Source organism: Faecalibacterium sp. (genome assembly GCF_052358865.1).
Lineage (GTDB): Bacteria > Bacillota > Clostridia > Oscillospirales > Ruminococcaceae > Faecalibacterium > Faecalibacterium butyricigenerans.
On record NZ_DAWCVJ010000027.1, the window covers coordinates 1 to 25,075 of the forward strand.

Annotated in this window: 22 protein-coding genes; 10 read left to right on the top strand and 12 right to left on the bottom strand. The window is 63.4% G+C overall.

The window, feature by feature from the left end; genetic code table 11:
- Positions 1-160: 160 nt before the first annotated feature.
- Complete coding sequence (locus ACT8X9_RS06190) at positions 161-2,182, bottom strand: AAA family ATPase (RefSeq protein WP_444268454.1); 2,022 nt, start codon at positions 2,180-2,182, stop codon at positions 161-163.
- A 136-nt stretch (positions 2,183-2,318) separates the two neighbouring features.
- On the opposite strand from ACT8X9_RS06190, the gene pulA reads away from it, so the two are divergent.
- Positions 2,319-4,268, top strand: a complete 1,950-nt coding sequence (pulA, locus tag ACT8X9_RS06195) for a type I pullulanase (RefSeq protein ID WP_444268455.1) — start codon at positions 2,319-2,321, stop codon at positions 4,266-4,268.
- A 77-nt stretch (positions 4,269-4,345) separates the two neighbouring features.
- On the opposite strand, the gene ACT8X9_RS06200 is transcribed toward pulA, so the two are convergent.
- Positions 4,346-5,764, bottom strand: a complete 1,419-nt coding sequence (locus ACT8X9_RS06200) for a S1C family serine protease (RefSeq protein ID WP_249233770.1) — start codon at positions 5,762-5,764, stop codon at positions 4,346-4,348.
- 189 nt (positions 5,765-5,953) lie between these two features.
- Between ACT8X9_RS06200 and ACT8X9_RS06205 the strand changes: the two genes are divergently transcribed.
- From ACT8X9_RS06205 to ACT8X9_RS06215, 3 genes are all read left to right on the top strand, one after another.
- The gene (locus tag ACT8X9_RS06205) at positions 5,954-6,811 is read left to right on the top strand and encodes a GNAT family N-acetyltransferase (RefSeq protein ID WP_444268456.1); all 858 of its coding nucleotides are present in this window, start codon (positions 5,954-5,956) and stop codon (positions 6,809-6,811) included.
- A gap of 150 nt (positions 6,812-6,961) precedes the next feature.
- Complete coding sequence (locus ACT8X9_RS06210) at positions 6,962-8,566, top strand: peptide chain release factor 3 (protein WP_444268457.1); 1,605 nt, start codon at positions 6,962-6,964, stop codon at positions 8,564-8,566.
- A gap of 131 nt (positions 8,567-8,697) precedes the next feature.
- Positions 8,698-9,681 carry an aldo/keto reductase gene (locus ACT8X9_RS06215; protein ID WP_444268458.1) on the top strand — a complete coding sequence of 328 codons (984 nt, stop codon included), beginning with the start codon at positions 8,698-8,700 and terminating at the stop codon, positions 9,679-9,681.
- 56 nt (positions 9,682-9,737) lie between these two features.
- Here the strand turns inward: ACT8X9_RS06215 and ACT8X9_RS06220 are convergent, their stop codons facing one another.
- The 6 genes from ACT8X9_RS06220 to gpr all read right to left on the bottom strand — a co-directional run bounded on the left by ACT8X9_RS06220 (position 9,738) and on the right by gpr (position 16,506).
- On the bottom strand, positions 9,738-11,042 hold the full coding sequence (locus ACT8X9_RS06220; RefSeq protein WP_444268459.1) for a murein hydrolase activator EnvC family protein: 1,305 nt from the start codon (positions 11,040-11,042) through the stop codon (positions 9,738-9,740).
- Positions 11,043-11,233: 191 nt separating this feature from the next.
- Positions 11,234-11,443, bottom strand: coding sequence for a phosphatase (locus tag ACT8X9_RS06225; RefSeq protein WP_412590559.1), 210 nt, complete (start codon positions 11,441-11,443; stop codon positions 11,234-11,236).
- A gap of 142 nt (positions 11,444-11,585) precedes the next feature.
- Entirely contained in the window at positions 11,586-12,629 is a 1,044-nt protein-coding gene (mutY, locus tag ACT8X9_RS06230) for an A/G-specific adenine glycosylase (RefSeq protein WP_444268460.1), read from the bottom strand.
- 178 nt (positions 12,630-12,807) lie between these two features.
- Positions 12,808-14,196, bottom strand: a complete 1,389-nt coding sequence (asnS, locus tag ACT8X9_RS06235) for an asparagine--tRNA ligase (RefSeq protein WP_227620083.1) — start codon at positions 14,194-14,196, stop codon at positions 12,808-12,810.
- Between the two features lie 351 nt (positions 14,197-14,547).
- The gene (spoIIP, locus tag ACT8X9_RS06240) at positions 14,548-15,672 is read right to left on the bottom strand and encodes a stage II sporulation protein P (RefSeq protein ID WP_444268461.1); all 1,125 of its coding nucleotides are present in this window, start codon (positions 15,670-15,672) and stop codon (positions 14,548-14,550) included.
- Between the two features lie 54 nt (positions 15,673-15,726).
- Complete coding sequence (gpr, locus tag ACT8X9_RS06245) at positions 15,727-16,506, bottom strand: GPR endopeptidase (protein WP_412590567.1); 780 nt, start codon at positions 16,504-16,506, stop codon at positions 15,727-15,729.
- Positions 16,507-16,684: 178 nt separating this feature from the next.
- Between gpr and rpsT the strand changes: the two genes are divergently transcribed.
- Entirely contained in the window at positions 16,685-16,945 is a 261-nt protein-coding gene (gene rpsT, locus ACT8X9_RS06250) for a 30S ribosomal protein S20 (protein WP_149793985.1), read from the top strand.
- Between the two features lie 815 nt (positions 16,946-17,760).
- On the opposite strand, the gene ACT8X9_RS06255 is transcribed toward rpsT, so the two are convergent.
- The 4 genes from ACT8X9_RS06255 to ACT8X9_RS06270 all read right to left on the bottom strand — a co-directional run bounded on the left by ACT8X9_RS06255 (position 17,761) and on the right by ACT8X9_RS06270 (position 20,062).
- On the bottom strand, positions 17,761-18,024 hold the full coding sequence (locus tag ACT8X9_RS06255; RefSeq protein ID WP_444268462.1) for a peptidoglycan synthetase: 264 nt from the start codon (positions 18,022-18,024) through the stop codon (positions 17,761-17,763).
- Between the two features lie 107 nt (positions 18,025-18,131).
- Entirely contained in the window at positions 18,132-18,488 is a 357-nt protein-coding gene (locus ACT8X9_RS06260) for a SpoVA/SpoVAEb family sporulation membrane protein (RefSeq protein WP_444268463.1), read from the bottom strand.
- Positions 18,485-19,510 (bottom strand): stage V sporulation protein AD, encoded by a 1,026-nt coding sequence (locus ACT8X9_RS06265; protein WP_444268464.1) that lies wholly within the window; start codon positions 19,508-19,510, stop codon positions 18,485-18,487. The genes ACT8X9_RS06260 and ACT8X9_RS06265 overlap by 4 nt, the downstream gene beginning before the upstream one ends.
- Positions 19,511-19,624: 114 nt before the next feature.
- Positions 19,625-20,062 carry a SpoVA/SpoVAEb family sporulation membrane protein gene (locus ACT8X9_RS06270; protein WP_227621399.1) on the bottom strand — a complete coding sequence of 146 codons (438 nt, stop codon included), beginning with the start codon at positions 20,060-20,062 and terminating at the stop codon, positions 19,625-19,627.
- A 75-nt stretch (positions 20,063-20,137) separates the two neighbouring features.
- On the opposite strand from ACT8X9_RS06270, the gene ACT8X9_RS06275 reads away from it, so the two are divergent.
- The 5 genes from ACT8X9_RS06275 (at position 20,138) to ACT8X9_RS06295 (ending at position 25,031) form a co-directional block, all read left to right on the top strand.
- Positions 20,138-21,031 carry a M15 family metallopeptidase gene (locus ACT8X9_RS06275; RefSeq protein WP_444268465.1) on the top strand — a complete coding sequence of 298 codons (894 nt, stop codon included), beginning with the start codon at positions 20,138-20,140 and terminating at the stop codon, positions 21,029-21,031.
- Positions 21,032-21,175: 144 nt separating this feature from the next.
- The gene (locus ACT8X9_RS06280) at positions 21,176-21,760 is read left to right on the top strand and encodes a DUF4358 domain-containing protein (RefSeq protein WP_444268466.1); all 585 of its coding nucleotides are present in this window, start codon (positions 21,176-21,178) and stop codon (positions 21,758-21,760) included.
- A 126-nt stretch (positions 21,761-21,886) separates the two neighbouring features.
- Positions 21,887-23,305, top strand: a complete 1,419-nt coding sequence (locus ACT8X9_RS06285) for an MBOAT family O-acyltransferase (RefSeq protein ID WP_444268467.1) — start codon at positions 21,887-21,889, stop codon at positions 23,303-23,305.
- A 15-nt stretch (positions 23,306-23,320) separates the two neighbouring features.
- A complete protein-coding gene (locus ACT8X9_RS06290; RefSeq protein ID WP_444268468.1) occupies positions 23,321-24,499 on the top strand; it encodes a DHHW family protein in 1,179 nt (392 codons plus the stop codon).
- A 199-nt stretch (positions 24,500-24,698) separates the two neighbouring features.
- Positions 24,699-25,031: a hypothetical protein gene (locus tag ACT8X9_RS06295; protein WP_227621394.1), complete on the top strand. Its 333-nt coding sequence runs from the start codon at positions 24,699-24,701 to the stop codon at positions 25,029-25,031.
- The last annotated feature ends 44 nt before the right edge of the window (positions 25,032-25,075 follow it).

The window sequence follows — 25,075 nt, forward strand, 5'->3', positions numbered from 1 at the left end:
CACCCCACACCCCCTCCTTTTTTTGCCCTAGTCCATGCGCCTCCTCCTTGCTTCCCGGGCCCCCCGTTTCTCCCTTTTATACCCCCCCCGCCATGTGTTTTGTCAATCCTCAGACGCAAAAACCCCGGGCTGTCGGCCCGGGGTCTTTTGCGGTATTTTCTTATTCCTCCTCCAGCTCCAGATCGCCGGGCAGGATGACGTCCAGCGCGGCGGCTGGCTCGGCCACGAGGCGGCGGCTCTGGTGGAAGATGGCCTTTTCCAGCGTGTTGCGGGCGAGGCGTCCGTTGCCCGCCGTGCGGGCGTCCTGCGCCTGACGGCGCTGGTAGTAGCCCAGAAGCGGCGCATTGCAGCTCTCGTCCAGCTGGTAGCCCCTGCCCTCGGCCAGCCGGTGTGTGATGTCCAGCAGCTCGGCGGCGGTGTAGTCCGGGAACTCGATCCGGTTCGGGAAGCGGCTGGCAAGGCCGCTGTTGGCGGTGAGGAAGTGTTCCATCTCCCGCGTATAGCCCGCGAGGATGACCACCAGCTCGTCCCGATGGTCCTCCATCCCCTTCACCAGCGTGTCGATGGCCTCGAGACCGAAGCTGTCCTGCTCGCCCCGGTAGAGGCTGTAGGCCTCGTCGATGAAGAGGACGCCGCCCAGCGCGCTCTCGATGACGCTGTTGGTCAGGGGGGCGGTGTGGCCGGTGTACCGGCCCACGAGGTCGCCCCGGCTCACTTCCACCAGCTGCCCGCCCTTGAGGGCACCGATGGCTTTGAGGTACTTTGCCACCAGCCGGGCGATGGTGGTCTTGCCGGTGCCGGGGTTGCCAGTGAAGATCATGTGCATCGAGAGGCTGGCGGTCTTGCGTCCCGCCGCCGCCCGGCGCTGCTGCACCTCGAGGTTGTCGGCGAGACCGAAGACGTATTCCTTCACCGGCCCGAGGCCCACGAGGCTGTTCAGCTCTTTTTTGATCTCCTCCACCGCGCCGGTGTAGGCGGCGGGCAGCAGGTCGAAGAGCTTCTGCGCTTCGCCGCCGTTGAGGGCGAAGTCGATGCCCCCCTCCCGGGCAGTCAGGGACACCGTGCCGGTGAGGGCCGCGTCGGTCTGCAAGCAATACTCGCTCAGGGCGCGGAACATCCGGTCACAGCAGGCGGTCAGCCCCGCCACGCCCTGCTGCGGGCTGCACTGGTCGGCCACATAGTCCCGCACGTCCGCCCCTGCCGCGAGGGTCAGCCCGAGGCGGGCTTTCACCTTCGCGGCCAGCGCGTTGAGCCGCTGGGCCGCCAGCGCGGCGAGGTCCTCCCGGGCAAAGGGGGCCGTCTCGCAGACGTCGCCCAGCGCCGAGACGAAGGGCGCACCGAACCTGTCGGCCAGCGCCGCCCGGCCCTTCCGGGAGAAGAAGACGAGGTACTTGCCGCAGGGGGTGATGCGGCTCACCGCCCCGGGGGCAAGGGCGGTCCCGGCGTCCACCAGAATGCCCTCCTTGTTGACGAGATACCGGCTGGACAGGGGCGCACTGCCCCTGACGGCGAGGTCGGCCAGCGTCTTTAAAAAGCCCGGGCAGCAACTCTCGTAGTGCTCAAAGACCACGATCTCGCCCGGTGCGTGGAGGGCGGCGTACAGGTCCTGCAAAAAGAGCTTTTCTGCCCCGGAGCCGGGGTAGAGGGCAAGGTCCATGACGGCCAGCCTGTCGCTCCTCAGAAGCCCCCGCGCGGCCATGCAGCGGGCCGTCTCGGTGAGGGTGAAGTGCCGTCCCGTGCCCGGTGCACCGCAGAGGAGAATGACGTTCCGGGCCGTCGGCGGCTCTGTCCCCAGAACAAAGGGGCGGCGCATGGCCCGCACGACCCCGTCCACAAAGGCGTCCTGCCCCAGCACCGTCTTTTTCACCTCAGCAGCCAGCCCCTCAAAGCTGCCCAGATGCTCCTGCCCCACCTCTGCCGTGCCCTTGGCCAGCAGGCCGTCGGCCTCCATCTCCTCCAGCATCTTCCGGCTCTGGGCAAGCGTCTCCTGCGCCGTGCCGCCCCGCAGCGCGGCGTTCTGCTTTTTGAGCATCTCATCGAGTTTTTTCTGCTGCTCAAGAAGAGCCGCGTTCAGGTCGGGCAGGCCGGTTTTCTCCGGCGGCTTCTGCACATCATAGCGCAGCTTTCCTCCCGGGCCGAACACTCCGTTCATCAAGCTCTCCCAATCGTCGGTGTATCCCATTGCGCCTGCCTCCGTCCTGCGTTTTTTCCAGTATAGTGTACTTTGCCCCCTTTTGCAAGAAAAGTCTTGAAAATCCACAGCCGGGCGGGTACACTAATTTTATATCATCTGATTCATGAGAAGGGAATGGAGTAGAATGAAAACGCCCGCAGAGTGGAAAACGCTGTTCGAGAGCAGCGCCTTTGCACGGCAGACCAATTACAGCGGCCCGCTGGGGCCGGAATACAACCCCTCGGGCACCCGGCTGCGGCTCTGGGCGCCCACGGCGCAGAGCGTCTCGGTCAACCTCTACCGCCGGGGCGACGGCGGAGCCTGCATGGGCAGCCTGCCGCTGGAACCGCAGGGGCAGGGGCTGTGGTCGGTCTATCTGCCCGGCGACCAGCACGGGCGCTACTATACCTTTACCGTGGAGGTGGAGGGCACACAGTACGAGACGGGCGACCCCTACGCCCGGACGGCAGGCGTCAACGGCCTGCGCAGCATGATCCTCGACGCCCCCCGCATCGACCCGCCCGACTGGAGCCACGACCACCGCCCGGCCATCCCGGCCTCCCGCCGGACGGTGTGGGAGGTCAGCGTCCGCGACTTCTCCCAAGACCCGGCCTCCGGCGTGCGGACCGGGTGGCGGGGCAAGTTCATGGCCTTTACTCAGAAGGGCACGACCCTCTCTTCGGCGGGCACCTTCCCCACCTGCCTCGACTACCTCAAACGGCTGGGGGTGGGCTATGTCCAGCTGATGCCCATTTTCGACTTCGGCAGCGTGGACGAGAGCCGTCCCCTCACCCGGCAGTACAACTGGGGCTATGACCCCACCAACTACAACGTCCCCGAGGGCAGCTACTCCACCGACCCCTCCAGAGGCGAAGTGCGGGTGCGGGAGTGCAAGGAGATGATCGCCGCCCTCCACGCGGCGGGCATCGGCGTCGTCATGGATGTGGTGTACAACCATATGTACCGCAACGAAAACCCGCTGAACAGCACCGTGCCCTACTATTTCTTCCGGCAGAACCCGGACGGCAGCTTCTCCAACGGCAGCGGCTGCGGCAACGAGTTTGCCAGCGAGCGGCCCATGGCCCGAAAATACCTCATCGACTCGGTGCTCTACTGGGCGCAGGAATACCACATCGACGGCTTCCGCTTCGACCTCATGGGCCTCTACGATGTGGACACCATGAACGAGCTGCGGGCCGCGCTGGACGCCCTGCCCGGAGGCCGGGACATCCTGATGTACGGCGAGCCGTGGCAGGGCGGCGGGAGCCAGCTCCACCGCTACGAGGCCAACAAAGCCAACCTCGCCATGCTCTCCGACCGCATCGGCATCTTCTGCGACAACACCCGCGACGTCATCAAGGGCGGCTGCTTCGACGCCCGGGAGCCGGGCTATGTGGAGGGCAGGCCGGGCAGCTTCTGGGACATCGGCGGCGCGGTAGCCGCGTGGTGCCGCAGCGATAAGCTGCCCGCCCACTCGCCCGCCCAGATCGTCAGCTATGTGTCCGCCCACGACAACTTTACCCTCTGGGACAAGCTGCTTCTGGTGCGATATGCCCGGCCCGAGTACACCGCCGCCGACTCGGCGGCACTGGCCCAGAACCGGCTGGCGGCGGGCATCTACCTCACCTGCATGGGGATGCCCTTCCTGCTGGCCGGCGAGGAGTTCGCCCGCACCAAGAAGGGGCAGAGCAACAGCTACCGCTCCTCCCCCGCCCTCAACCGTCTGGACTGGAAGCGGGCGGCGCAGTTCCACGGCCTCGTGGACTATTACCGGGGGCTTCTGGGCCTGCGGGCGCAGTTCCCCCGCCTGAGCGCTCCGGACGCCGCCAGCCCGGCGGCCATCCGCTTTTTCTCGCTGGAGCAGCCCCTCGTGGGCTGGACGCTGCCCGCCGCCCCCGGCGACGGTGCCGAATGGCGGGCGCTCTGCGTTTTTTATAACCCCACCGGGGAGGAAAAACGGGTCCGCCTGCCGGAGGGCCAGTGGAAGCTGCTGAGCGACGGCGTTTCCTCTGCTCTCTGGAAAAGCCCCAGCCGGGTCTGCGGCGGCGAGGCGACGCTCCTCCCGTGCAGCGCCACCATCTTCGGGCGCGTATGACAAAAAAAGCGGCCCGCCGCATCACACGGCGAGCCGCCCAACAAGAAGAAAGGAACTTCTGGGGGATGTCTTGACTTTTAGCCCTGCGGATCCTGCTGGGGTGCAGACTCACTGGGCGTCTCCTGACGGGCTGCGCCGTTGGTGCTGGCGCTGCCGCTGTTGGAGGCGTTCTTTTCGCCCAGCGTCAGGCTCACCGTCTGCATCTGGCCATCGCGGGCGATGGTGATGGAGAGGGTGTCCCCGGCGGAGTGCTCCTGCATCAGGGTGCCGAGGTCGGTCTTTTGGGCCACCTCGGTGTTGTCGATGCTGATGATCCGGTCACCGGCCTTGAGGCCCGCCTGATCGGCAGGGCCGCCGGAGACGACATCCACGACATAGATGCCGTAGGCGTTGACGCCCAGCTGCGCCGCCGTCTGGGCGTCGGTCACAGCCAGATAGGTGATGCCCATATAGGGGCGTCCGGTGACATAGCCGTTCTCCAGCAGATCCTGCGCCACCTTGATGGCGTCGTTGATGGGGATGGCGAAGCCCAGACCTTCAGCGTCGGAGCTGGAGGACTTTGCGTTGACGATGCCCACCAGCTCGCCGTTCATGTTGAACAGGCCGCCGCCGGAGTTGCCGGGGCTGACAGAAGCATCCATCTGGATGAGGGACATGGTGTTGACGGCGCTGGAGCTCTGGATGGAGACGCTGCGGTTCAGGGCGCTGACGATGCCGCTGGTGACGGTGCCGCCCAGCTCACCCAGCGGGTTGCCCACAGCCAGCACATTGTCGCCCACGGCCAGCTTGTCGCTGTCACCCACGATGGCGGGGGTCAGGCCGTCGGCCTCGATCTTGATGACTGCGATGTCGCTGGTGGAGTCCTCGCCAATGATGGTGGCGGGATAGTCCTTGTCGCCGATGGTGACGGTGATGTTGGAGGCACCCGACACGACGTGGTCACAGGTGAGGATATAGCCGTCCGAGCTGATGATGACGCCGCTGCCGGCGCCGCTCTCCACCTGACTCTGGCCGTACCACGACCACTGGGAGTAGACCACCTGCTCGGTGGTGATGACAACGACGCTGGGGCTGACGGTCTTGGCCACCTGTGCGGTGGTCATGCCGCTGGAAACAGAGGTGCCCCCTGCGGCGCTCTCCGAGTCTGCCGCAGCGCTGTCCGAGCGCTCCACCTGCTGGATGACGACCTTGCTGCCGCCGCCGAAGCGTGCACCCACAAAGCCGCCCATAAAGCCCATCGCTGCGGCCAGCACCAGAGCGACGATGCTCTTTGCGGCCTTACCGGCGTTCTTTTTCGGCTTTTTCGGGGCTGCGGGGGCAGCGTTCTGCGGCTGGGCGGGAGGCGGCGTCGCGCCGCCGGAAGCACCCGTGCTCTCGCTGAAGCTGGACGCGGTGTTGGCTGTGTTCATGCCGCTGGAACCCACATTGGGATAGCCGGTATCCCCGGCAGAATTATTGGAAGAGGAATAGTCATATTCCCATTTGTTTTCATCCATCGTGATTACTTCCTTTCGAAGGGATCGGGAAGCTGTCCCCGCCGGAACGTACCGGCTATGGAAACAGCTTCGGTCGGGAGGGAGCATTCTGCCGCTCCCCTCTGGCACGATTTTATTCTATCTGCTAATTGTGAAAATCAATCGTTTCCCCCGTGAAGAATGTGTGAAATAAGGTCCAAGGAGACATCCATGAAGCTTTCTGTGACTGCGGGCGGTTTCGCCCTTTATAAGGAGTCCGACGTCATCGGCCAGTGCAGCGTCACCCCCGCCCCCAAGGGCGCGGACATCGCCTCCCTGTCCATCCTGCCCCAGTGGCGGCGGAAGGGCTATGGCTCCTATTTACTGAAAGAGATATTGCGCCGCTTCGGCGGCTATGACCGGGAGGCCGCCACGGTCTTCACTGCGCCGCTGCCTGCCGACGAGGGCGAGGGGCTGTTCTGGAAAAAATTCGGCTTCGTCCCCGAGGGCGGGCGGCTCTGCCGCCGCCGCACCCCCGACCTGACGGCAGTGCGCTTGGTACAGGACTATCTTGCGGCCCATCTGCCCCATGCCGCCCTGTGCATCGACGCCACCTGCGGCAACGGCGGCGACACGGTCTTCCTCTGCCGCCTCGTCGGCCCGGAGGGGCGGGTGCTGGGCTTCGACATCCAGCCCGAGGCCATCGCTTCCACCCGCGCCCGGCTCGAAACGCAGGGCCTCACCGCGGAGCTTTTCTGCGACAGCCACGCAAACCTTCTGCACCATGTCCGGCCCGGCACGGCGGACATCGTGATGTTCAACTTCGGCTGGCTGCCCGGGGCCGACCACAGGGTCTTCTCCACCGCCGAGAGCAGCATCCCCGCGCTGGAAGCAGCCCTTACGGCTCTGCGCCCGGGCGGCGTGCTCAGTGCCATCCTCTACAGCGGCCGGGTCATCGGCACCGGCGAAAAACAGAGCATCCTCGGCTGGCTGCGCGCCCTCCCTCTGGAAAAATATACCGTACTGGTGTGCGATTTCGCCAACTGGGCCGATACAGCGCCCCTGCCCTGCCTTGTTCTGAAAAAATAGCAAAAACTCTTGCATCCATGTGTATTTTCTGCTAAAATAAGCGTTGTATGTAATTTTATAGGAGAGTTTCCAATGTAAACAGCCCCTATTGCTTGCTGATACATCCACCCGGCCCTCCTCAGGGCCGCATCTCAGGAGAACGAAACTTATATGACAAATCGTGAAGAAATCGAGCGCCGCCGGACGTTTGCGATCATCAGCCATCCCGACGCCGGCAAAACGACGCTGACCGAAAAGCTGCTGCTGTACGGCGGAGCCATCAATCAGGCCGGCTCTGTCAAGGGCAAGCAGAGCGCCAAGCACGCCGTGTCCGACTGGATGGACATCGAGAAACAGCGCGGCATCTCCGTCACCTCCTCTGTCCTGCAGTTCAACTACGCCGGAAAGTGCGTCAACATTCTGGACACCCCGGGCCATCAGGACTTCTCGGAGGATACCTACCGCACCTTGATGGCAGCCGACTCGGCGGTCATGGTCATCGACGCCGCCAAGGGCGTCGAGGCTCAGACCATCAAGCTGTTCAAGGTCTGCACCCTGCGCCACATCCCCATCTTCACCTTCATCAACAAGATGGACCGCGAGGCCCGCGACCCCTTCGAGCTGATGGAGAACATCGAAGAGATCCTTGGCATCAAGACCTACCCCATGAACTGGCCCATCGGCTGCGGCAAGGAGTTCAAGGGCGTGTTCGACCGCAACACCCGCAAGGTGCTGGCGTTCTCCAGCGACGGCCGCGCCAACGGCGTCAAGAAGGTCGAGGAGACCGAGGCCGAGCTGGGCGATGCCGCACTGGACGAGCTGCTGACCCCCTATCTGCACCAGCAGCTCGTGGACGAGATCGAGCTGCTGGACGGCGCTGCCGAGGAATTTGACCTCGACCGGGTGCTGCGCGGCGAGCTGAGTCCCGTCTTCTTCGGTTCTGCGCTGACCAACTTCGGCGTCGAGCCCTTCCTCGAAAACTTCCTCCGCCTCCCCCCCACCGCGCTGCCCCGCGGGGACAGCCTGACCGGTGAGGCCGTTGACCCCTGCCGGGACGAGTTCTCGGCCTTCATCTTTAAGATCCAGGCCAACATGAACAAGGCACACCGCGACCGCATCGCCTTTATGCGCATCTGCTCGGGCAAGTTCGAGCGCGGCATGGAAGCCTACCATGTACAGGAGGGCAAGAACATCAAGCTGGCCACCGGCACCCAGCTGATGGCGCAGGATCGCGCCATCGTGGACGAAGCCTATGCAGGCGACATCATCGGCCTGTTCGACCCGGGCATCTTCTCCATCGGCGACACCCTGTGCACCGGCAAGAAGAAGGTCGAGTTCGCCGGCATCCCCACCTTCTCTCCCGAGCACTTTGCCCGCATCGAGCAGAAGGACACCATGAAGCGCAAGCAGTTCGTGAAGGGCATGGAGCAGATCGCTCAGGAGGGCGCTATCCAGATCTTCCGCGAAGTGGGCGGCGGCATGGAGGAAGTCGTGGTCGGCGTCGTGGGCGTGCTGCAGCTGGAAGTGCTGGAGTACCGTCTGAACACCGAGTACAACGTGGAGATCCGGATGCAGCAGCTCCCCTTTGAGCAGCTGCGCTGGATCCAGAACGACCCCGACACCTACGTCCTGCGCGACCTCGACCTCACCAGTGACACCAAGGCCGTGGAGGACATGAAGGGCAACCGCCTGCTCCTGTTCACCTCCGATTGGGCCATCCGCTGGGCCGAGACGCACAATGAGACGTTAAAGCTGAGCGAATTTGGCAATATTTAAGTTACAGGTTTCCAAGAGCTGCTGTGCAGAGCACCTGCGCGGCAGCTCTTTTTGGAATACAGCAGAAATACAACAATGAGTCCCAGCAGTCCCCTCTCGGGGGCACCGCTGGCAAAGAAGGTAATGGATCTATGGAAAAACGTAATATTGGCAAAAGCGGCCTTTCTGCCCCCTTTTTAGGGCTGGGCACATGGGCCATCGGCGGCGGACGCTGGTGGGGCGACAATGACGATGCCCTGTCGGTAAAGGCCATCGAGACTGCCGTGGAGCAGGGCATCGTCTGGATCGACACTGCCCCCATCTACGGCCTTTACCACAGCGAAGAGGTGGTGGGCGAGGCTTTGCGCCGCATCGACCGGGACAAGGTCATCCTCTCCACCAAGTGCGGCCTCGAGTGGCGGCACGAAAGCCCTGTTCTCCACAAGGTCGTGGATGGTGTGCAGACCTACCGCGACCTCTCCGCCAAGAGCATCATCGAGGATGTGGAAGACAGCCTGCGCCGCCTCGGCACCGACCATCTGGACGTGCTGTACACCCACTGGCAGACGCCGGACCTCTCCATCTTCCCGCTGGAAGAGACTGTCGAGGCCATGATGAAGCTCAAAGAGCAGGGCAAAATCCGGGCCATCGGCGCATCCAACACCACCGCCGACTTCATCCGCGGCTACTGCAAGTACGGCCAGCTGGACGTCATTCAGGAGAAGTACAGCCTGTTGACCCGCCGCATCGAAAAGCAGCTGCTGCCCACCTGCAAGGAGCTGGGCGTGTCCATTCAGGCCTACTCTCCCTTGGAGCAGGGCCTGCTCACCGGCAAGGTGACGATGGACACCACCTATCCCGAGGGCAGCACCCGGAACACGAACCCCTGCTTCCAGCCTGCCCGCCGGGCACAGGCCATCCACCTGCTGGACAGCTGGGGCGACCTCTGCGAGAAGTACCACTGCACCAAGGCGCAGCTGGTCATCGCCCTGACGGCCCGGATGATCCCCGGCCTGCACGTCCTGTGCGGTGCACGGACGCCCGAGCAGGCCATCGACAACGCCGGTGCGCTCCACATCACGCTGGAAGGTGCCGACGCCGTCCAGATGAAGTGGGACGTGGACGCCATCTCCTGAAGCTTTTCTATAACAAAAGGGACTGCTGCGCTGCAGCAGTCCCTTTTGTATTTTCTTCACCCGTTCTCTTTCCAGAACAACCCCCCGCTGGTCTGGAACAGGGGCCACGGGTTCACGCTCTTGCTGCCGAGCTTGAAATCCATCGTCATCTCCTCGCCCAGCGCGCCCACAGCCTGCCCCCGCTCGACGCGCTGGCCAGCGCTGACCGAGAGGGCGTCCAGCCCGTAGAGGTAGCTGCGCAGCCCGCAGCCGTGGTCGATGACGACGGTGTTTCCGGTGAGGGCGAGATATTTCGTCAGCACCACGACGCCCGCCGCCGGGGCGCGGCAGGGTTCGCCCGGGATGGTGTAGAGTTTCGTGGAGTTGGACCTGCTGCCCTGCTTGCCGCCGGTGACTTTCACCTGCCCGAAATCCACGAGGGTCATGTAGTTCTCCGCCGGGCAGACGAAGCCGCCGCTCCACAGCTTTTCGCGGGCGGGCTGCTCGTAGAGAGGCCAGACGATGTTGCGGAACTCGGCGTTGGCCTCCTCGGAGGCCTCCGGCCCGGCTTCCACTTCGACGGTGCCGAAATCCTTCGGGATGACGGTGATATTCTTCGTCACCGTCTCGCCGCCCACCGTAAAGGTCACTTCGTGGGCACCGGCGGAGGCGTTGTAGGCCGCCGGGATGTAGGCACGCCACCCGCTGCCCAAGCGGACGGCCTGCACGCTGCCGAGGTCTGTTTCCACGGCAGGGGCGGTGTCGCCCACCATGCCGGTGAAGGCCGCCGCTATCGTGCCGCCCTGCTCCACCCGGTCGGCAGAAAGCTCCACTCCGGCGCTGGCCTGCAAGGTGAACCGGAAGGAGTAATAGTACCAGCCTGTGGGCTTTGCGGGCTTCTCCAGCCGGGGATTTCGCCGGAGCTGGCCGGTGCTGCCGCCCTCGAACTGGGTGGCCAGCATCGTCTCCGGCATCCGCCAGAGCGTCAGCTCGGCTTTGTAGTCTCCGTTGGCCGGGAAGAGGAAGTCCTCGTAGGCGGACACTGTGCCCGTGAAGACCACATTGCCCGCGCTGTCGGTGATGGTCAGAGGGCCGTAGCTGAACCAGTCGGGCAGGGTGAAAGCCGGATGGGCGTCGTAGAGGACGCCCAGCTTCTGCACCGTGAGGGTGCGGGGGCTGGCGAATACCTTGTCCAGCTGACCGCCCAGCAGCGGCACCTGCCAGCACCAGCCGTTGGGTTCCAGCTCCTGCCCGGCGAACTGCACCGCAGAGGCAGGCTTCGCCCCCTCCGAGGTGAACGAGTAGCTCACGCCCATCACCGCCGCCAGCAGCACCGCGACGCCCAGCGCCACGCCGATGAGCCATAATAAAAGTCGTTTCATGCCATGTACCCCTTTTCTGCGCAGCACTCCTCTATTTGGCTCCCCTCGATAGGGGAGCTGTCCGCGCCAAAGTGCGGACTGAGAGGTTTTCTTTCAAATCCTGTGCTGCGGGTAAGAAAAGGGCGCACCGCCACAGCCCTGTTACAGACTGCCGGTGCGCCCTCTGGTGTTTTGTTCTGTTTCGGCCCGCGTTATTCGGCAGTGTCCTCAGCGGGAGCTGCCTCTTCTTCGGCCTCGGCAGGCTCTTCCTCAGCGGGGGCGGCGGTATCCTCGCCGAACAGCAGGCGCTCGTACTCGTCCAGCTCCTTCTCACGGCGGCGCAGATAAACAGCCACAGCGGCCAGCGCACCCGCCACAGCGGCCAGCGTTGCGACAACAGCGATCAGACAAGATTTCTTCATAGGTTCAGCACACTCCTTTTTGGTCGAACCAGCGGTCCAGCCATTCTCAGCGGTCATTCCGCGGCACAGACTCGGTCTATTCTGCAACTATTATACCCGTACTGCGCGAAAATTACAACCAAAAAGGCAAAATTTTGCTTTTTCAGAGCCCCATCCGCTTTCTGTAGGCCTTGAATGCACCGGGCAGGGTGTATTCGTCCTGCATCTGTTCCCGGCTGGCCCAGACGCAGCCTGCCGGGGCCGGGGCTGCGCCGACGCGGACGGCATATCCCTTCATCCGCCACTCGATGTGGCTGAAGATGTGCTTTGCCGCCGGCAGGGCTTCGGCACCCGCGCAGCCGAGGCCCAGCTCTTCCAGACGGGCGAGCGTTTCCCCGGCGCTGAGGGCCTCGCCCTCCCATAAAAGGGGCTGCCACAGCCCGGCCAGCAGGCCCTTCCCGGGCCGCTGCTGTAAGAGGAACCGTCCCTCGGCATCCTCGGCCAGCACCACCGTCACTGGCTCCACCCGCCGGGCTTTGGGCGCGGCCTTGCGGGGCAGTTCCAGCGCCGTGCCTGCCGCCCGGGCAGCGCACAGCGCTGCCAGCGGGCATTGTCCGCACAGCGGCGCACCGTTCGGCAGGCAGACCAGCGCCCCCAGCTCCATCAGGGCCTGATTGTAGTCGCCCGCCTTTTCCGGGGGCTGATGCTCCATGACCCGGGCTGTAAAGGCCTTTTTTACCCCCGGTTCTGTAATAGTGCCCGGGTCATTATACAATCTGGAAAACACCCGCAGCACATTTCCGTCCACGGCAGGCACGGCCAGCCCGAAGCTGATGGACGCGATGGCTCCCGCCGTGTAGTCCCCGATGCCGGGCAGGGCGCGGAGGGCGTCGTAGTCGGCCGGAAGCTCGCCGCCGTACTCTTCGCAGACGATGCGGGCGGCTTTCTGGAGGTTGCGCACCCGGCTGTAGTAGCCCAGACCCTCCCAGAGCTTGTGCAGCTTTTCTTCCTCACAGGCCGCCAGCGCCGGGATGTCCGGCAGCGCCGCCAGAAAGCGCTCGTAATACGGCAGCGCCGCCGAGACGCGGGTCTGTTGCAGCATGATCTCGCTCAGCCAGACGTGGTAAGGGCTGGGGTCGGTGCGGAAGGGCAGAATGCGCTGGTTCCGGTAAAACCATTCCAGCAGGGCCGGGGCGATGTTTTCCACTTGTTTGGGCCTCCTTGTTGAAAAAACAAAGAAACCTCTCCGTCATTGCTTCGCAATGCCACCTCTCCTACCGAGGAGAGGCCTTGGCAAAATGGGAAACTTTCCCTCTTCGCCAGAGGCTCCCCTCGATAGGGGAGCTGGCAAAGCCGACAGGCTTTGACTGAGAGGTTTTTACTACTTAGAATCCGTAAGCCGTACGGGGGAAGGGCAGCACGTCACGGATGTTCTGGATGCCCGTGAGGTACATGATCATCCGCTCGAAGCCCAGACCATAGCCTGCGTGCTCCACGCCGCCGAACTTGCGGAGGTTCAGATACCAGTCATAGCTGGACTTGTCCAGACCCAGCTCGTCCATACGGGTCACGAGCTTGTCGTAGTCCTCCTCACGCTGGCTGCCGCCGATCAGCTCGCCGATGCCGGGCACCAGCATATCGGCTGCGGCCACGGTCTTGCCGTCGGCGTTCTGCTTCATGTAGAAGCTCTTGATCTCCTTCGGGTAGTCGGTGACGAAGACGGGCTTCTTGAACACCACCTCGGTCAGGTAGCGCTCGTGCTCGGTCTGGATGTCCACGCCCCACTCCACGGGGAACTGGAACTTCTTGTTGTTCTTCTTCAAAATCTCGATGGCATCGGTGTAACTGATGCGGCCGAACTCGCTGCCTGCCACCAGCTCGAGGCGCTCGATGAGGCCCTTGTCGATGAACTGGTTGAAGAAGGCCATCTCATCGGGGCAGTTGTCCAGCACATAGCGGATGACGTACTTGGTCATGGCCTCGGCGGTATCCATGTAGCCGTTCAGGTCGCAGAAGGCCATCTCCGGCTCGATCATCCAGAACTCGGCGGCGTGGCGGGTGGTGAAGCTCTTCTCGGCGCGGAAGGTGGGGCCGAAGGTGTACACCTTGCCGAAGGCCATGGCCATGGCCTCGGCCTCCAGCTGGCCGGAAACGGTCAGGTTGACCGGCTTTTCAAAGAAGTCCTTGGTGTAATCGACGGTGCCGTCCTCGTTCTTGGGGACGTTGTCGAGGTCGAGGGTGGTGACGCGGAACATCTCGCCGGCACCCTCGCAGTCGGAAGCGGTCAGCAGCGGGGAGTGGGCGTAGACAAAGCCGTTCTCCTGAAAGAACTTATGGATGGCATATGCCGCCACGCTGCGGACGCGGAAAGCAGCGTTGAAGGTGTTGGTGCGGGGGCGCAGGGTGGGCATGGTGCGCAGATACTCCATGCTCATCTTCTTTTTCTGCAGCGGGTACTCGTCGGCGGGGCAGTCGCCCAGAATTTCCACGCTGTCGGCGTTCAGCTCGAAGGGCTGCTTTGCCTGCGGGGTCAGCACGATGCGGCCCACGACGCGCAGGCTGCTGTACAGGCCGGTGTGGACGACCTCATCGTAGTTTGCCAGCTTGCCGGCTTCCAGCACGACCTGCAGGGTCTTGAAGCAGCCGCCGTCCGACAGGGCGATGAAGCCGATGTTCTTGGAGTCGCGGATGTTCTTTGCCCAGCCGCATACGGTGACGACCGTACCGTCGGCGGGGGTGTTCTTGTACAGCGAAACGATCTCAGTGCGTTCCATTTTCAGATTACCTCCGGTATAAAATAAAAAGACAGCTTTGCCCTGAAAGTTCAGGGCGAACAAGCTGTCTTGTAATGTCCGCGGTGCCACCTGAATTACCGGAAGTGTCCGGTCGCTCACGCGCTCATGGTAAAAGCGCTGCCCCGTTAACGCTGGGCCTGCGGCGCACCTACTGGCGGCGCTCGGTCGGATAAGACCGCGCCCTGTTCAGCCTGCTGCTCCCGGGTGTTCGTTCACGCACCGTCCGCACACGGCTCCCAGCTCTGCCGCGCTCTCTGTGGCATTGTGATACGCTACTTTTCCCGCTCATTGCATTTACTTTTTAAAATATAGCACTTTGCCGCCGTTTCGTCAAGCATCCGGCCCCAGCAGGGCCTGCACGAGGCCATTTGCGGCCAGCTGCCCGGCGTAGAGGGCCTCATTCAGGTTATTGCCGTGGCCTCCGATTTCGATGAGGAGGCTGCCGGTGGTCAGATCCTGATTATAGAAGCGGTAGCTGAACAACACAGGCCGGGTGAAGCCGGGGTACATCCCCTCCATGCTGCGCTCCCACGCGGCGGCAAAGCGGAGGTTCTGCCGCCAGTCTGGCAGCTGGACGCTGCCGCCGTTGTCGCAGCCGCAGATGATCATGACCTGCGCCGCCTGCCGCCCGTCCACGGTGCAGACGGGGGCCATCCGGGAGCCACCCTCCGTCTCGATGGCGTCCCGGTGGACGTCCAGCACCACCTTGATGCTGGGGTACTGGGCCAAGTACCGCTGGACGACGGCCCGGCTGTTCGCATAGCTGCCGGTGTAGCTGGGGTAGTCGTTCAGGGTCTCGTCGTGGAGGGTGTTCAGCCCGGCGGCATTGAGGGTGTCGGCCATCACACGGCCCACGGCGCACATATTGAGGTTCGTGTCGGTCGTGCGTGCGCCGTCGCCGGGCGAATACCACAGCCCCGCCGAGAGGCGGTAGTCCTCGGTGGCGTGGGTGTGCATGATGAGGATCTGCGGGTCGGGGCTGTCCTTTTCGACCCCGAAGGGCAGCGGATTTTCTATTTCCGCCGCGATGTCCGCCACGCTCTGGCGGGTGTTATTTTTGATGCTGCCCGCGCCGCAGGGGACATACTTCCCGCCGCTGCCCTGCGGGTAGTTCTTTTCGAGGACAGCGCCCGCATTCTCAGGCCGGGCGTCCTCGCCCAGAAGCTCCACAAGGTAGCCCTCGATGCCTCCCGCCGGAGCGGCGGCTTCGGGCTGTGAAGGGGCAGATACAGCGCTTTCCGGGGCAGCCTCGGCGGCAGACGCCGCCTCCTGCGTCCCGCTGGCGACAGCCTTCCGGCTCAGGGAAAGGGCGGTCTGTGCCGCCGGGACAGGCCCGGCGATGATCGCTGCCAGCCCCAGCACAAGGCTGTGAGCCGTGATGGTCAGGGCCGCAAAAAGGGCCGCAGCGCCCAGAAACGGCAGCATCCGGCTCTGCCCGGCCTCTCTGCAGCGCATAGACTTCCCCCTCCCCTTCTGCTTTGTCTCTACAATATGACGGAGGCTCTGGTTTTATCCCGCCAGCCAGCAGAGCTGGGCGATGCTGAGCCTCGGCTGCAAGGCCCGGTTGATAGCCGCGCCCAGCAGCGCAGCCCCGTGGGCGATGACGCTGTCCAGCTCGCGGGGCGTCACGACGAGGTCTTTGCCCTCCTGTGCCGCCATCAGGGTCGGGATGCCCGCCGCGATGACCGGCAGGCCCAGCCGGGCCGTGTCCAGATGTCGGGTGCTGCCGGGCTGGGCGGGGCAGAGGCCGGCGTCGGAAAATTGCAGCGTCCGGCCCAGCCGCTGCGGCTCAGAAGAGCAGAGGCTGTCCACGCAGATGAGGGCCGTGGGCCTCACCTCCCTCACCAGCGCCCCGGCCAGCTGCTGTAAGCTCAGACCGGTGGAGGCCGAGACCCCCGGGGCGACCGCTGCCACGGGGCGGATGCCCTGCACCGGCGGGCGGCCCGCCCCCATCGTGACGAAAATTTTCTGGGTCGTCCTCGGCCCGAGGGCGTCGGCTGTGACCCGGCGGTTGCCCACGCCCAGTACCAGCACCGGCCCTTCCGGCGGCACAAGCGCCCGCAGCTCCTCCGCCGCCTGCTCAATGACTTCGGCGTCCCGCTCGTCCAGCACGCTGACGCTGGGCACTTCCAGCGTGACGTATCGCCCCCGGGGCTTTTCGAGGCCCTCCCGGGCGATCTCCACCCGCGTCACCGTCACGCCGCCCCGCCGCGCCGTGGCTGTGCGGACGCCGCCGGGCAGGTCTGCCGCCGCGGCATACAGCTCGTCCGCCATATCGGTCAAACGCATCGTTTTCCCTCATTTCTGTTCCATTTTTCGCCAAAAAGCCGTTTTTGGGGCCTTGCAGCACAAAAAGTATGGGAAAATCAAAACTTTTTGAAACAAAAATCGAAAAAATGCTTGCGCTGGAACGGCAAATATGGTATCATAAGGTGCGCTGTTATAGGTAGCCAAGGAGGTGGAACGAATGCCTAACATCAAATCTCAGAAGGACCGCGTCGTGCAGGCTGTTGCAGAGCAGGCTCACAACAAGGCCATTAAGACCAACCTGAAAACAGTCGTCAAGAAGGCAGACGCTGCCATCGATGCGAATGCCGCTGACAAGGACGCAACCGTCCTGGCTGCTGTTTCCGCGATCGACAAGGCTCGCGCTAAGGGTGTCATCAAAAAGAACACCGCTAGCCGCAAGATCAGCCGTATGGCAAAGCGTGCGAACAAGAACGCTTGATCGCAGTTTGACTGACGAACAAAACCCCTGTACCGGGACCCCGGTGCGGGGGTTTTTGTTTTTTTATTTTTCCGGGCGCGGGGTCGGTCCGATTGTTGTTGCAGCAGGGCTGATTTTTTCTTTGAGTGGGGTTTCGCGCTGGTGGCGCGGGGGGCAGAACGCTGTTGCAGTAGGGCCGGGTTTTCTTTAAGCAGGTTCTCGCGCTGGTGGCGCGGATTAAGTTTTTTCTTTCGGTCAAATGGCATGCGCTCCGCGCGGGCCAGAGGCAGGGAGGGGTGTTTCGGCTCCCCCCTCCCTACCTCTGGACTCCACTCTCCCCGCAACGAGTTAAGGGCTGCTCGCCCTTAACGATTCCAAAGAGGAAGTCGAAACGGAAAAAAGCTAGCCGCTGCGCTAAGACGGGTTGCGGTGCCCAGCGTCCACTTCGTGCCTTGAGCGGCACTCGTGTCCTGCTGACCGCGGCCCCAACAGCTCCTCCCTGTATCCGCCGCAGGCGGCGGTCGTCGCTGTTGCACTTTTTTCTCGTTTCTCCCATTTGCTGCTTCGCAGCAGACTTTACGCCCTTGCAGAACGTGAAGTCCTGCTGACGCGTAACACCATCGGCGGAGCCGTAAACCGGAGAAGTACAAAAAATGCGTTTAGCGAAGCGGCTAGCATTTTTGTGCTTCGACAACTCCTCCGGGATTATCAAGGGCGAGCAGCCCTTGATTCGTGCCTCCCGCGCCTCGAAAGTAGCGGGTGCTTTTCTGGTTCTCTTTTGGCACGCAAAAGAGAACATTAACCTAGCGTAAGAGCGCTCTGCCCCGCGCACCCACTTAAAGAAAAACCTCCTCTGTGACGATATGTATCTTCCCCTGTTTTTCCATCACCACCTCCTCCAGCAGCGGCTTCGGCCTTTGGGCCAGCATCCACCACCCGGCCCAGACAGCGGGGACTGCCACCGCGAGGGCCAGCCCCGGCCAGAGCACCGCCGGGTACCGCAGCGCCGCGCTGCCGGGCCAGAACACCGCCGCCGCGCAGAGCGCCTGCGCTGTCCAGCCCTCCCAGAAAATGGTCGTCCATTGTGTTTCCTGCTTCATGCTTCCTGCCTCCTTTGGCCCCAATATAACGCACCCCGGACGAAAAATGAGCCGAAACGGCCCGCCGCGCACAGAAAAACATCCCGGCGCGAGACCGGGATGCTTTTCTAGTTCTGGTCATGGCTCTTCCCCAACCACGAGCACACCACCCCGCATACAAGGCTCGTCGTGATGCCCGCAGCCGCAGCCGTCAGTCCTCCGGTGAGGATGCCGATGGCCCCCTCCTCCTCGATGGCTGTCCGCACCCCCTTGGCCAGCAGATGCCCGAACCCCAGCAGGGGCACGGTAGCCCCGCAGCCTGCAAACTCCGCCAGCGGCCCATACCACCCCACCGCCGAGAGGATGACGCCCGCCACCACATAGCCCGTCAGGATGCGGGCTGGGGTCAGGCCGGTGAGGTCGATGAGCAGCTGGCCGATGACGCAGATGCCGCCGCCCACCACGAAGGCCCAGAAGTAATTCATCCGTTTTCCTCCTTCCGCTGCGGGCTGCGCAGCTCCACAAGATGGGCGATGGCCGGGATGCTCTCCTTCTGCAAAAAGGTCGTCTGGCTCATCAGTGCGCCGGTGGCGATAAAGAGCGCCCGCTTCTGCGTCCTCCGCTCGAGGCGGGGCAGGATATGCCCGCAGAGGACGGAGGCGCTACAGCCCGGCCCGGAGCCGCCGCTCTTCACGGTCTGCTCGGTGGCATCGTAGAGGATGCAGCCGCAGTCCACATGGTTCTTGAGCAGCAGTCCCTCCGCCGCCAGCAGGTCGCGGAGGAGCTGGCTTCCCACATGGCCGAGGTCGCCGGTGTAGATGCGGTCGAAGTCCTCCGGAGCGCTGCCGGTGTCCTTCAGATAGTGCAGAAGGGTGGCTGCGGCCGCAGGGGCCATGGCCGCGCCCATGTTGTTGATGTCTTTTATCTTATAGTCCTGCACCCGCCCGAAGGTGACGGCACAGAGCTGCACCCCCTCGCCCGCAGGCCGCAGCAGGCAGGCTCCCGCCGCCGTGGCCGTCCACTGGGCCGTGGGCGTCCGCACCGCACCGTAGCTCAGCGGCGTGCGGAACTGGCGTTCTGCCGCGCAGAAATGGCTGGACGTCATGGCCAGCAGGCCGTCGGCCATCCCGGCGCTGCACAGCGCCGCGCCGAGGCCCAGCGCCTCGGCCATCGTGCTGCACGCGCCGAACAGGCCTGCGAAGGGGATGCCCAGCTCCCGCATGGCGTAGCTGGATGCGGTGCACTGGGCCTGCAAGTCCCCCGCCAGCACGAGGCTGACCTTTTCGGGGGTCGTCTGGGCCTTTTTAAGGCAGAGCCGCGCCGTTTGCAGGGCCAGCTCCTTTTCGGCGGCTTCCCAGCTGGACTGGCCGAAGAAGTTGTCGGCGCTCAGCGCATCGAAGCAGGCGGCGAGGGGGCCTTCGCCCTCCTTTTTGCCGCCGATGGCCGCATGCGCCGCCACGACGGGCGGCGTCGGGAACAAAAGGGTATCTCCGCGGCGTGCGGCCATACAGTTTCCTCCTTTATGGGGCTGATTTTATCCGCTTTTTGTGGTATACTGGGGTTTCGGCAGGCGGATGCAATTTTCGCACCCTCTCCTGCGTATTCTGGACAGAGAGCTGTTTTATCCAAGCAGCCAGCAGACGCTGCCGTAGAGCACCGCCGCCAGCGTGCCGTAGACGATGACCGGCCCGGCGATGAGGAACATCTTCGCGCCGGTGCCCAGCACCCGGCCCTCGGTCTTGAACTCGATGGCCGCACTGACCACCGCGTTGGCGAAGCCTGTGATGGGCACGAGGGTGCCCGCGCCCGCCTTGGCGGCCAGCTTCTGGTAGAGGCCCAGCGTCGTCAGCAGGGCCGACAGCACCACCAGCGTGCAGCTGGTGAGGGTGCCGGCCAGCTCCTTGTCCAGCCCCATGGTCAGATACCACCCCCGCAGCACCTCGCCCAGCAGGCAGATGCCGCCGCCCACGCAGAACGCCCAAAGGCAGTCTCTGCCCAGCGGCGAGGGCGGGCCGACCCGGCGCACCCTGCGCCCGTATTCCTCAGCCGACATTTTCATCCTGTTCGCCTCCCGGGAATAGGATGTCCTCCCCTGTGGAAAAATATACACACCCAACCGGAAAGAAGGTCTTTTATGAATCCCTCCACTCCTCATCCTCAGCGCCGACGCCTCACTCGCGCTGAGCTGCGCCGCCGCAGGCGCAGACGTGCCATCCGCCGGGTGGCCGGGCTTACCCTGATGCTCTGCGTCGCCGCGGGCGGCGTCTCCTTCCTGCTCACCCGCCGCGCCGCCATCCCCAGCGCCTCGGCGGCGTCTGCGGCCCCTCTCCCGGCGCAGAGCGCCCCGCAGGAGGCCGCAGCGTCCAGCGTCCCCGAGAACACCGCCCCCTCCAACGCCCTCGGCCTCACCGCCGACGAGGCCCGCGCCCTGCTGGCCGACCCGCTGATGGTGCTGGTGAATCACACCAACAAGATGCCGGACGACTACACCTTTGACACCAAGGAGTGCGGCTCTGCCACCGCCGTGAACAAGACTCTCCAGACGGCGGCCTGCGACGCCTTCCTCGCCATGCAGAAGGCCGCAGCCGCCGACGGCGTCACCGTCTGGATGCAGAGCGGCTACCGCAGCGTCAAGTACCAGACCAGCCTCTACGAGAAAAAGACCCAGTACTACCTCAACAAGGGCTATGACAACGCCGCTGCCAAGGAAAAGGCCGCAGCCGTCGTCAACCCTCCGGGCTACTCCGAGCACAACTGCGGCCTCGCCGCCGACCTGAACAGCCCCGAGCACACCGGGTTGGACGAGGGCTTCGAGAACACCGCCGCTTTCCGCTGGCTCTGTGCACACGCCGGGGACTACGGCTTCATCCTCCGCTACCCGAAAGACGCCGAGGACAAGACCGAGATCATCTACGAGCCGTGGCACTGGCGGTATGTCGGCGTCGAAAATGCGGCCCGGATCAACACCAGCGGCCTCTGCTTCGAGGAGTATATCCAGACGCTGCGGGACATCGCGGCCGAAGGCTGACCCGACCGGTGAAGAAAAGGTTAAAAATCTTGCAGTTCGTTTGCAATCCGAACCTCGTTATGATAGACTGATAAGGGTCTTGGGCCGACGTTTTTCGGTGCGGCCGGGCCTTGGAAATTTAACGACAAAAGAGGGAAATCTTCTATGAATATTCGTCTGAAACTCGTCTTTTCTGCTGCTGCGCTGGCTGCGGGCTGTGTCCTGCTGACAGGCTGCGGCGGCTCTGCCTCTTCTGCATCCTCTGCGGCCTCCTCCGCAGCCTCCTCCGGGGCTGCCAGCCAGAGCGCCTCTGAGCCTGCTGCTTCCGTCTCCGCCGAGGAGAACGGCGCTTCCGACGCCGTGGCCTCTGCCGTGGACGCCCTGCTGGAAACGAACCCCATCTCCAACCAGTTTGAGATCACGGCCATGAACATCGAGTACGACTTCGGCCTGAAGGCCGACGATGTCACCAGCTACAAGGGCATCAAGAGCAACGACAACGGCGACGCCGGCCTCGTGCTGGCCATCCAGCCCGCGGCAGGCAAGGCACAGGATGTCATGGACACCCTCAAGACCTACCAGCAGGATCAGGTGGCCTTCTACGGCAACTACGCCGAGTTCGCGGAGGCACAGGCCAACGTGGAGAATGCCATCATCGACGGCAGCGACGACCTCGTGGTGATGGTCATTGCCTCCAACGGCTGCTCTGCCGACCTGACCAGCGCTGTCAACGGCGTTCTGGGCAAGTAAAAAAGCGCTTCCGGGCCGGTGCCGCAGCGGCATCGGCCTTTTTCGCTTTGGTAAAACCTCTCACGCAGCGCCTCCCGGCGCTGTCCGCTCCCCCCACCGGGGGAAGTCCGAAAGGAGACTGACGCCGTGGTCTTCAGCACCATCATCTTTCTGCTGCGCTTTCTGCCCATTACGCTGGCGCTCTATTACCTCGCGCCCCCGAAGCTCAAAAACACCGTCCTCTTCCTATGCAGCCTCGTGTTCTACTGCTGGGGCGAGGTGCGGTTTTTCCCGGTCATGCTGGCCCTCATCCTTATCAACTACCTCTGCGGCCTCGGGCTTGAGCGCTTCGACCGGAACCGGACGGCCCGCCTCGTCCTGCTGCTCATCGCACTGGCGGGCAGCCTCGGGATGCTCTTCTACTTCAAGTATGCAAACTTTGTGCTCAGCAGCCTCAACGCCCTCTTCGGCACCAGCTTTGCGGCCATCCCGGGCATCAGCGTGCTGCCGCTGGGCATCAGCTTCTACACCTTCCAGACCCTCTCCTACACCATCGACGTCTACCGCCGGGACGTGAAGACCGAGCACAACATCATCGACTTCGGCGCTTACGTCGTCATGTTCCCCCAGCTCATCGCAGGCCCCATCGTCAAGTACCGGGACGTCTCCGACCGCCTCCACGTCTACAAAGGCCGCTATAACTTAAAGCAGATCGAGGAGGGCATGACCCTCTTCACCTTCGGCCTGGCGAAGAAAGTCCTGCTGGCCGACGCCGTCGGCGCCCTCTGGACCGACATCATCGGGGTGGCGGACGGCCCCTCCGTCTCCTTCGTGGGCCTTGCCAACGCCTCCACTCCGCTGGTCTGGCTGGGCGTCATCGCCTACTCCTTACAGCTCTATTTCGACTTTTCCGGCTACTCCATGATGGGCATCGGCATGGGCAAGATGCTGGGCTTCGACTTTCCCCAGAACTTCAACTACCCTTATATCTCCGCCTCCATCACCGAGTTCTGGCGGCGCTGGCACATGACCCTCTCGGGCTGGTTCCGGGAGTATGTCTATATCCCCCTCGGCGGCAACCGGAAGGGCCTCCGGCGTCAGATCTTCAACCTCTTCGTCGTCGAGCTGCTCACGGGCATCTGGCACGGCGCGAACTGGAACTTCATCTGCTGGGGCTTATACTATTTCGTGCTGCTGGCTCTGGAAAAGCTCTTCCTGCTGCCCTATCTGAAGAAGGGCAGGGTCTGGCCCCATCTCTATACCCTCTTCCTCGTGGTGGTGGGCTGGGCCATGTTCGTGGGCAACGACGCGGGCGTGGAGTTCGGGCTGCTGTTCCAAAAGCTCTTTATCCCCTCCGGCGGCGTGATGCCCCTTTACTTCCTGCGCAACTACGGCGTGCTGCTGGCGGTCTCTGTCCTCTGCTGCACCCCGCTCATCGAAAAGCTGTGGGACCTGCTTTCCCGCCATGCCGTCACCAAGGCGCTGACCATTCTGGCCCTCCTGACCATCTCGATGGCCTATGTCGTGGGCAGCACCAACAGCCCGTTCCTGTATTTCAACTTCTAAGAGGAGGCGCAAACGATGGCGAAACATTCGAAGCGCTCTGCTTCCATCTTCCGTTACCCGGTGCTGCTCGCATTCAGCCTGTTTTTCGTGGGGCTGTTCGCCCTCGACCTCATCACCCCGGACAGGGCCTATAGTGAGCTGGAAAACACCACCCTCTCCCAGCGGCCCAGCCTGTCCAGCTTCTCGGCAGACGGCCTGAACAAGTTCTTCACGGCCTACACCAAGTACGTCAAGGATCAGGTGGCGGGCCGCGACAACTGGGTCGCCCTCCAAAGCACCGTAGAGACCAAGGTGATGCAGAAGGAGCAGAGCGGCGGCATCCTGCTGGGCAAAGAGCATATGATGTTCCCCCGCACCTACGGTCTGGTCTCCAGCGAGACGCGCACCCTGCCCAAGAATACAGCCGCCCTTGAAGCCCTCTGCCAGCGGTACCCGGGCCTCGTCAATGTGATGCTGGTGCCTGCGGCGTCCGCTGTCTACCCTGAGAACGTCCCCGCAGGCGCTCCCCTGCTGGACGAGGACCGTTATCTCGACGCTCTCTCGGAGGCCGTGCAGACCGCCGGGGGCCGGTTTGTGGACGTGCGGCAGACCCTCGCCGACCACAAGGGCGAATATATCTACTACCGCACCGACCACCACTGGACGAGCACCGGCGCATACTACGCCTACCAGCAGCTCTGCACCGCACTGGGCCTTACGCCCTTTGACCCCTCGGCCCATACAGCCCGGACGGCAGAGGGCTTCTACGGCACCCACTACTCCAAGGCCCGGACGCCCGACGCCGAGCCGGACACCATCACCTACTACGACCTGCCCAACGCCCTGACCATCTACACCGTCACCGCCCCGGGCCAGCCCGCCGAGGGCGAGACCACCGGCCTCTACGACACGGACAAGCTTTCCGTCTACGACAAGTACGCCATGTTCCTCCACGGCAACAACGGCCTGAGCCGCATCAAGGGCGACGGCACCGGGCGCGGTCGAATTTTGGTCATCAAGGACAGCTACGCCAACTGCTTCGTGCCCTACCTGACGGCCAACTATACCGACATCGACGTGGTGGACTTCCGCAACTACAACTACGGCCTCGACCAGCTCATCGCGGACAACGGCTATGACCAGATCCTCGTGCTCTACAGCTTCGACAGCTTCAAGAGCGACCCCTACCTCTACCGGGCTGGTGCCGCAGGCTGATGCTGGAAATTATTGCAGTGCTTTTCCACAAACTTCAGGGCTGTTTTTCATGCATTTTCCCGGGTTTTTGTCGTTTCTAGCCAAAACACTTGCACAAAACACGGCCTTGTAGTAGAATGATGCTGACAGAGAATATGGTTCTGTCTGAGGGAAATTCAGGCGGTGTACCGCCTGCTGATACAAAAGGAGTGTTTCACCTATGAAGAAATATATGGAGCTTCCCGCTGGTTATACCGCCCTTTCCGAAGATGAGATGACCTACACCTCCGGCGGCAGCGCTGTGGGCGGTGTCGTCACCGTCGTGGGCGTCGCTGTTCTGGCTTCCAGCTATGTCTGGGGCATCTCGCAGGCCAAGGATTGGCTCAGCGTTTCCAGCAACCGCAAGGGCAACCTCTTCACCGTGCTGGGCCGTGCGTCCGACGCCCTCAGCGAGGATATGTCCAAGTCCCCCTCCAACTTCCTGCGTGACACGGTGGCCGCCGGTACGGTCATCGCTCTTGCCCCCCTGAGCGCCATCCTGCTCATCCTGTAAGCTTCCCCCGCGGCGTTCCGGAAGCTTCGCCTCTCTCTTGAAAA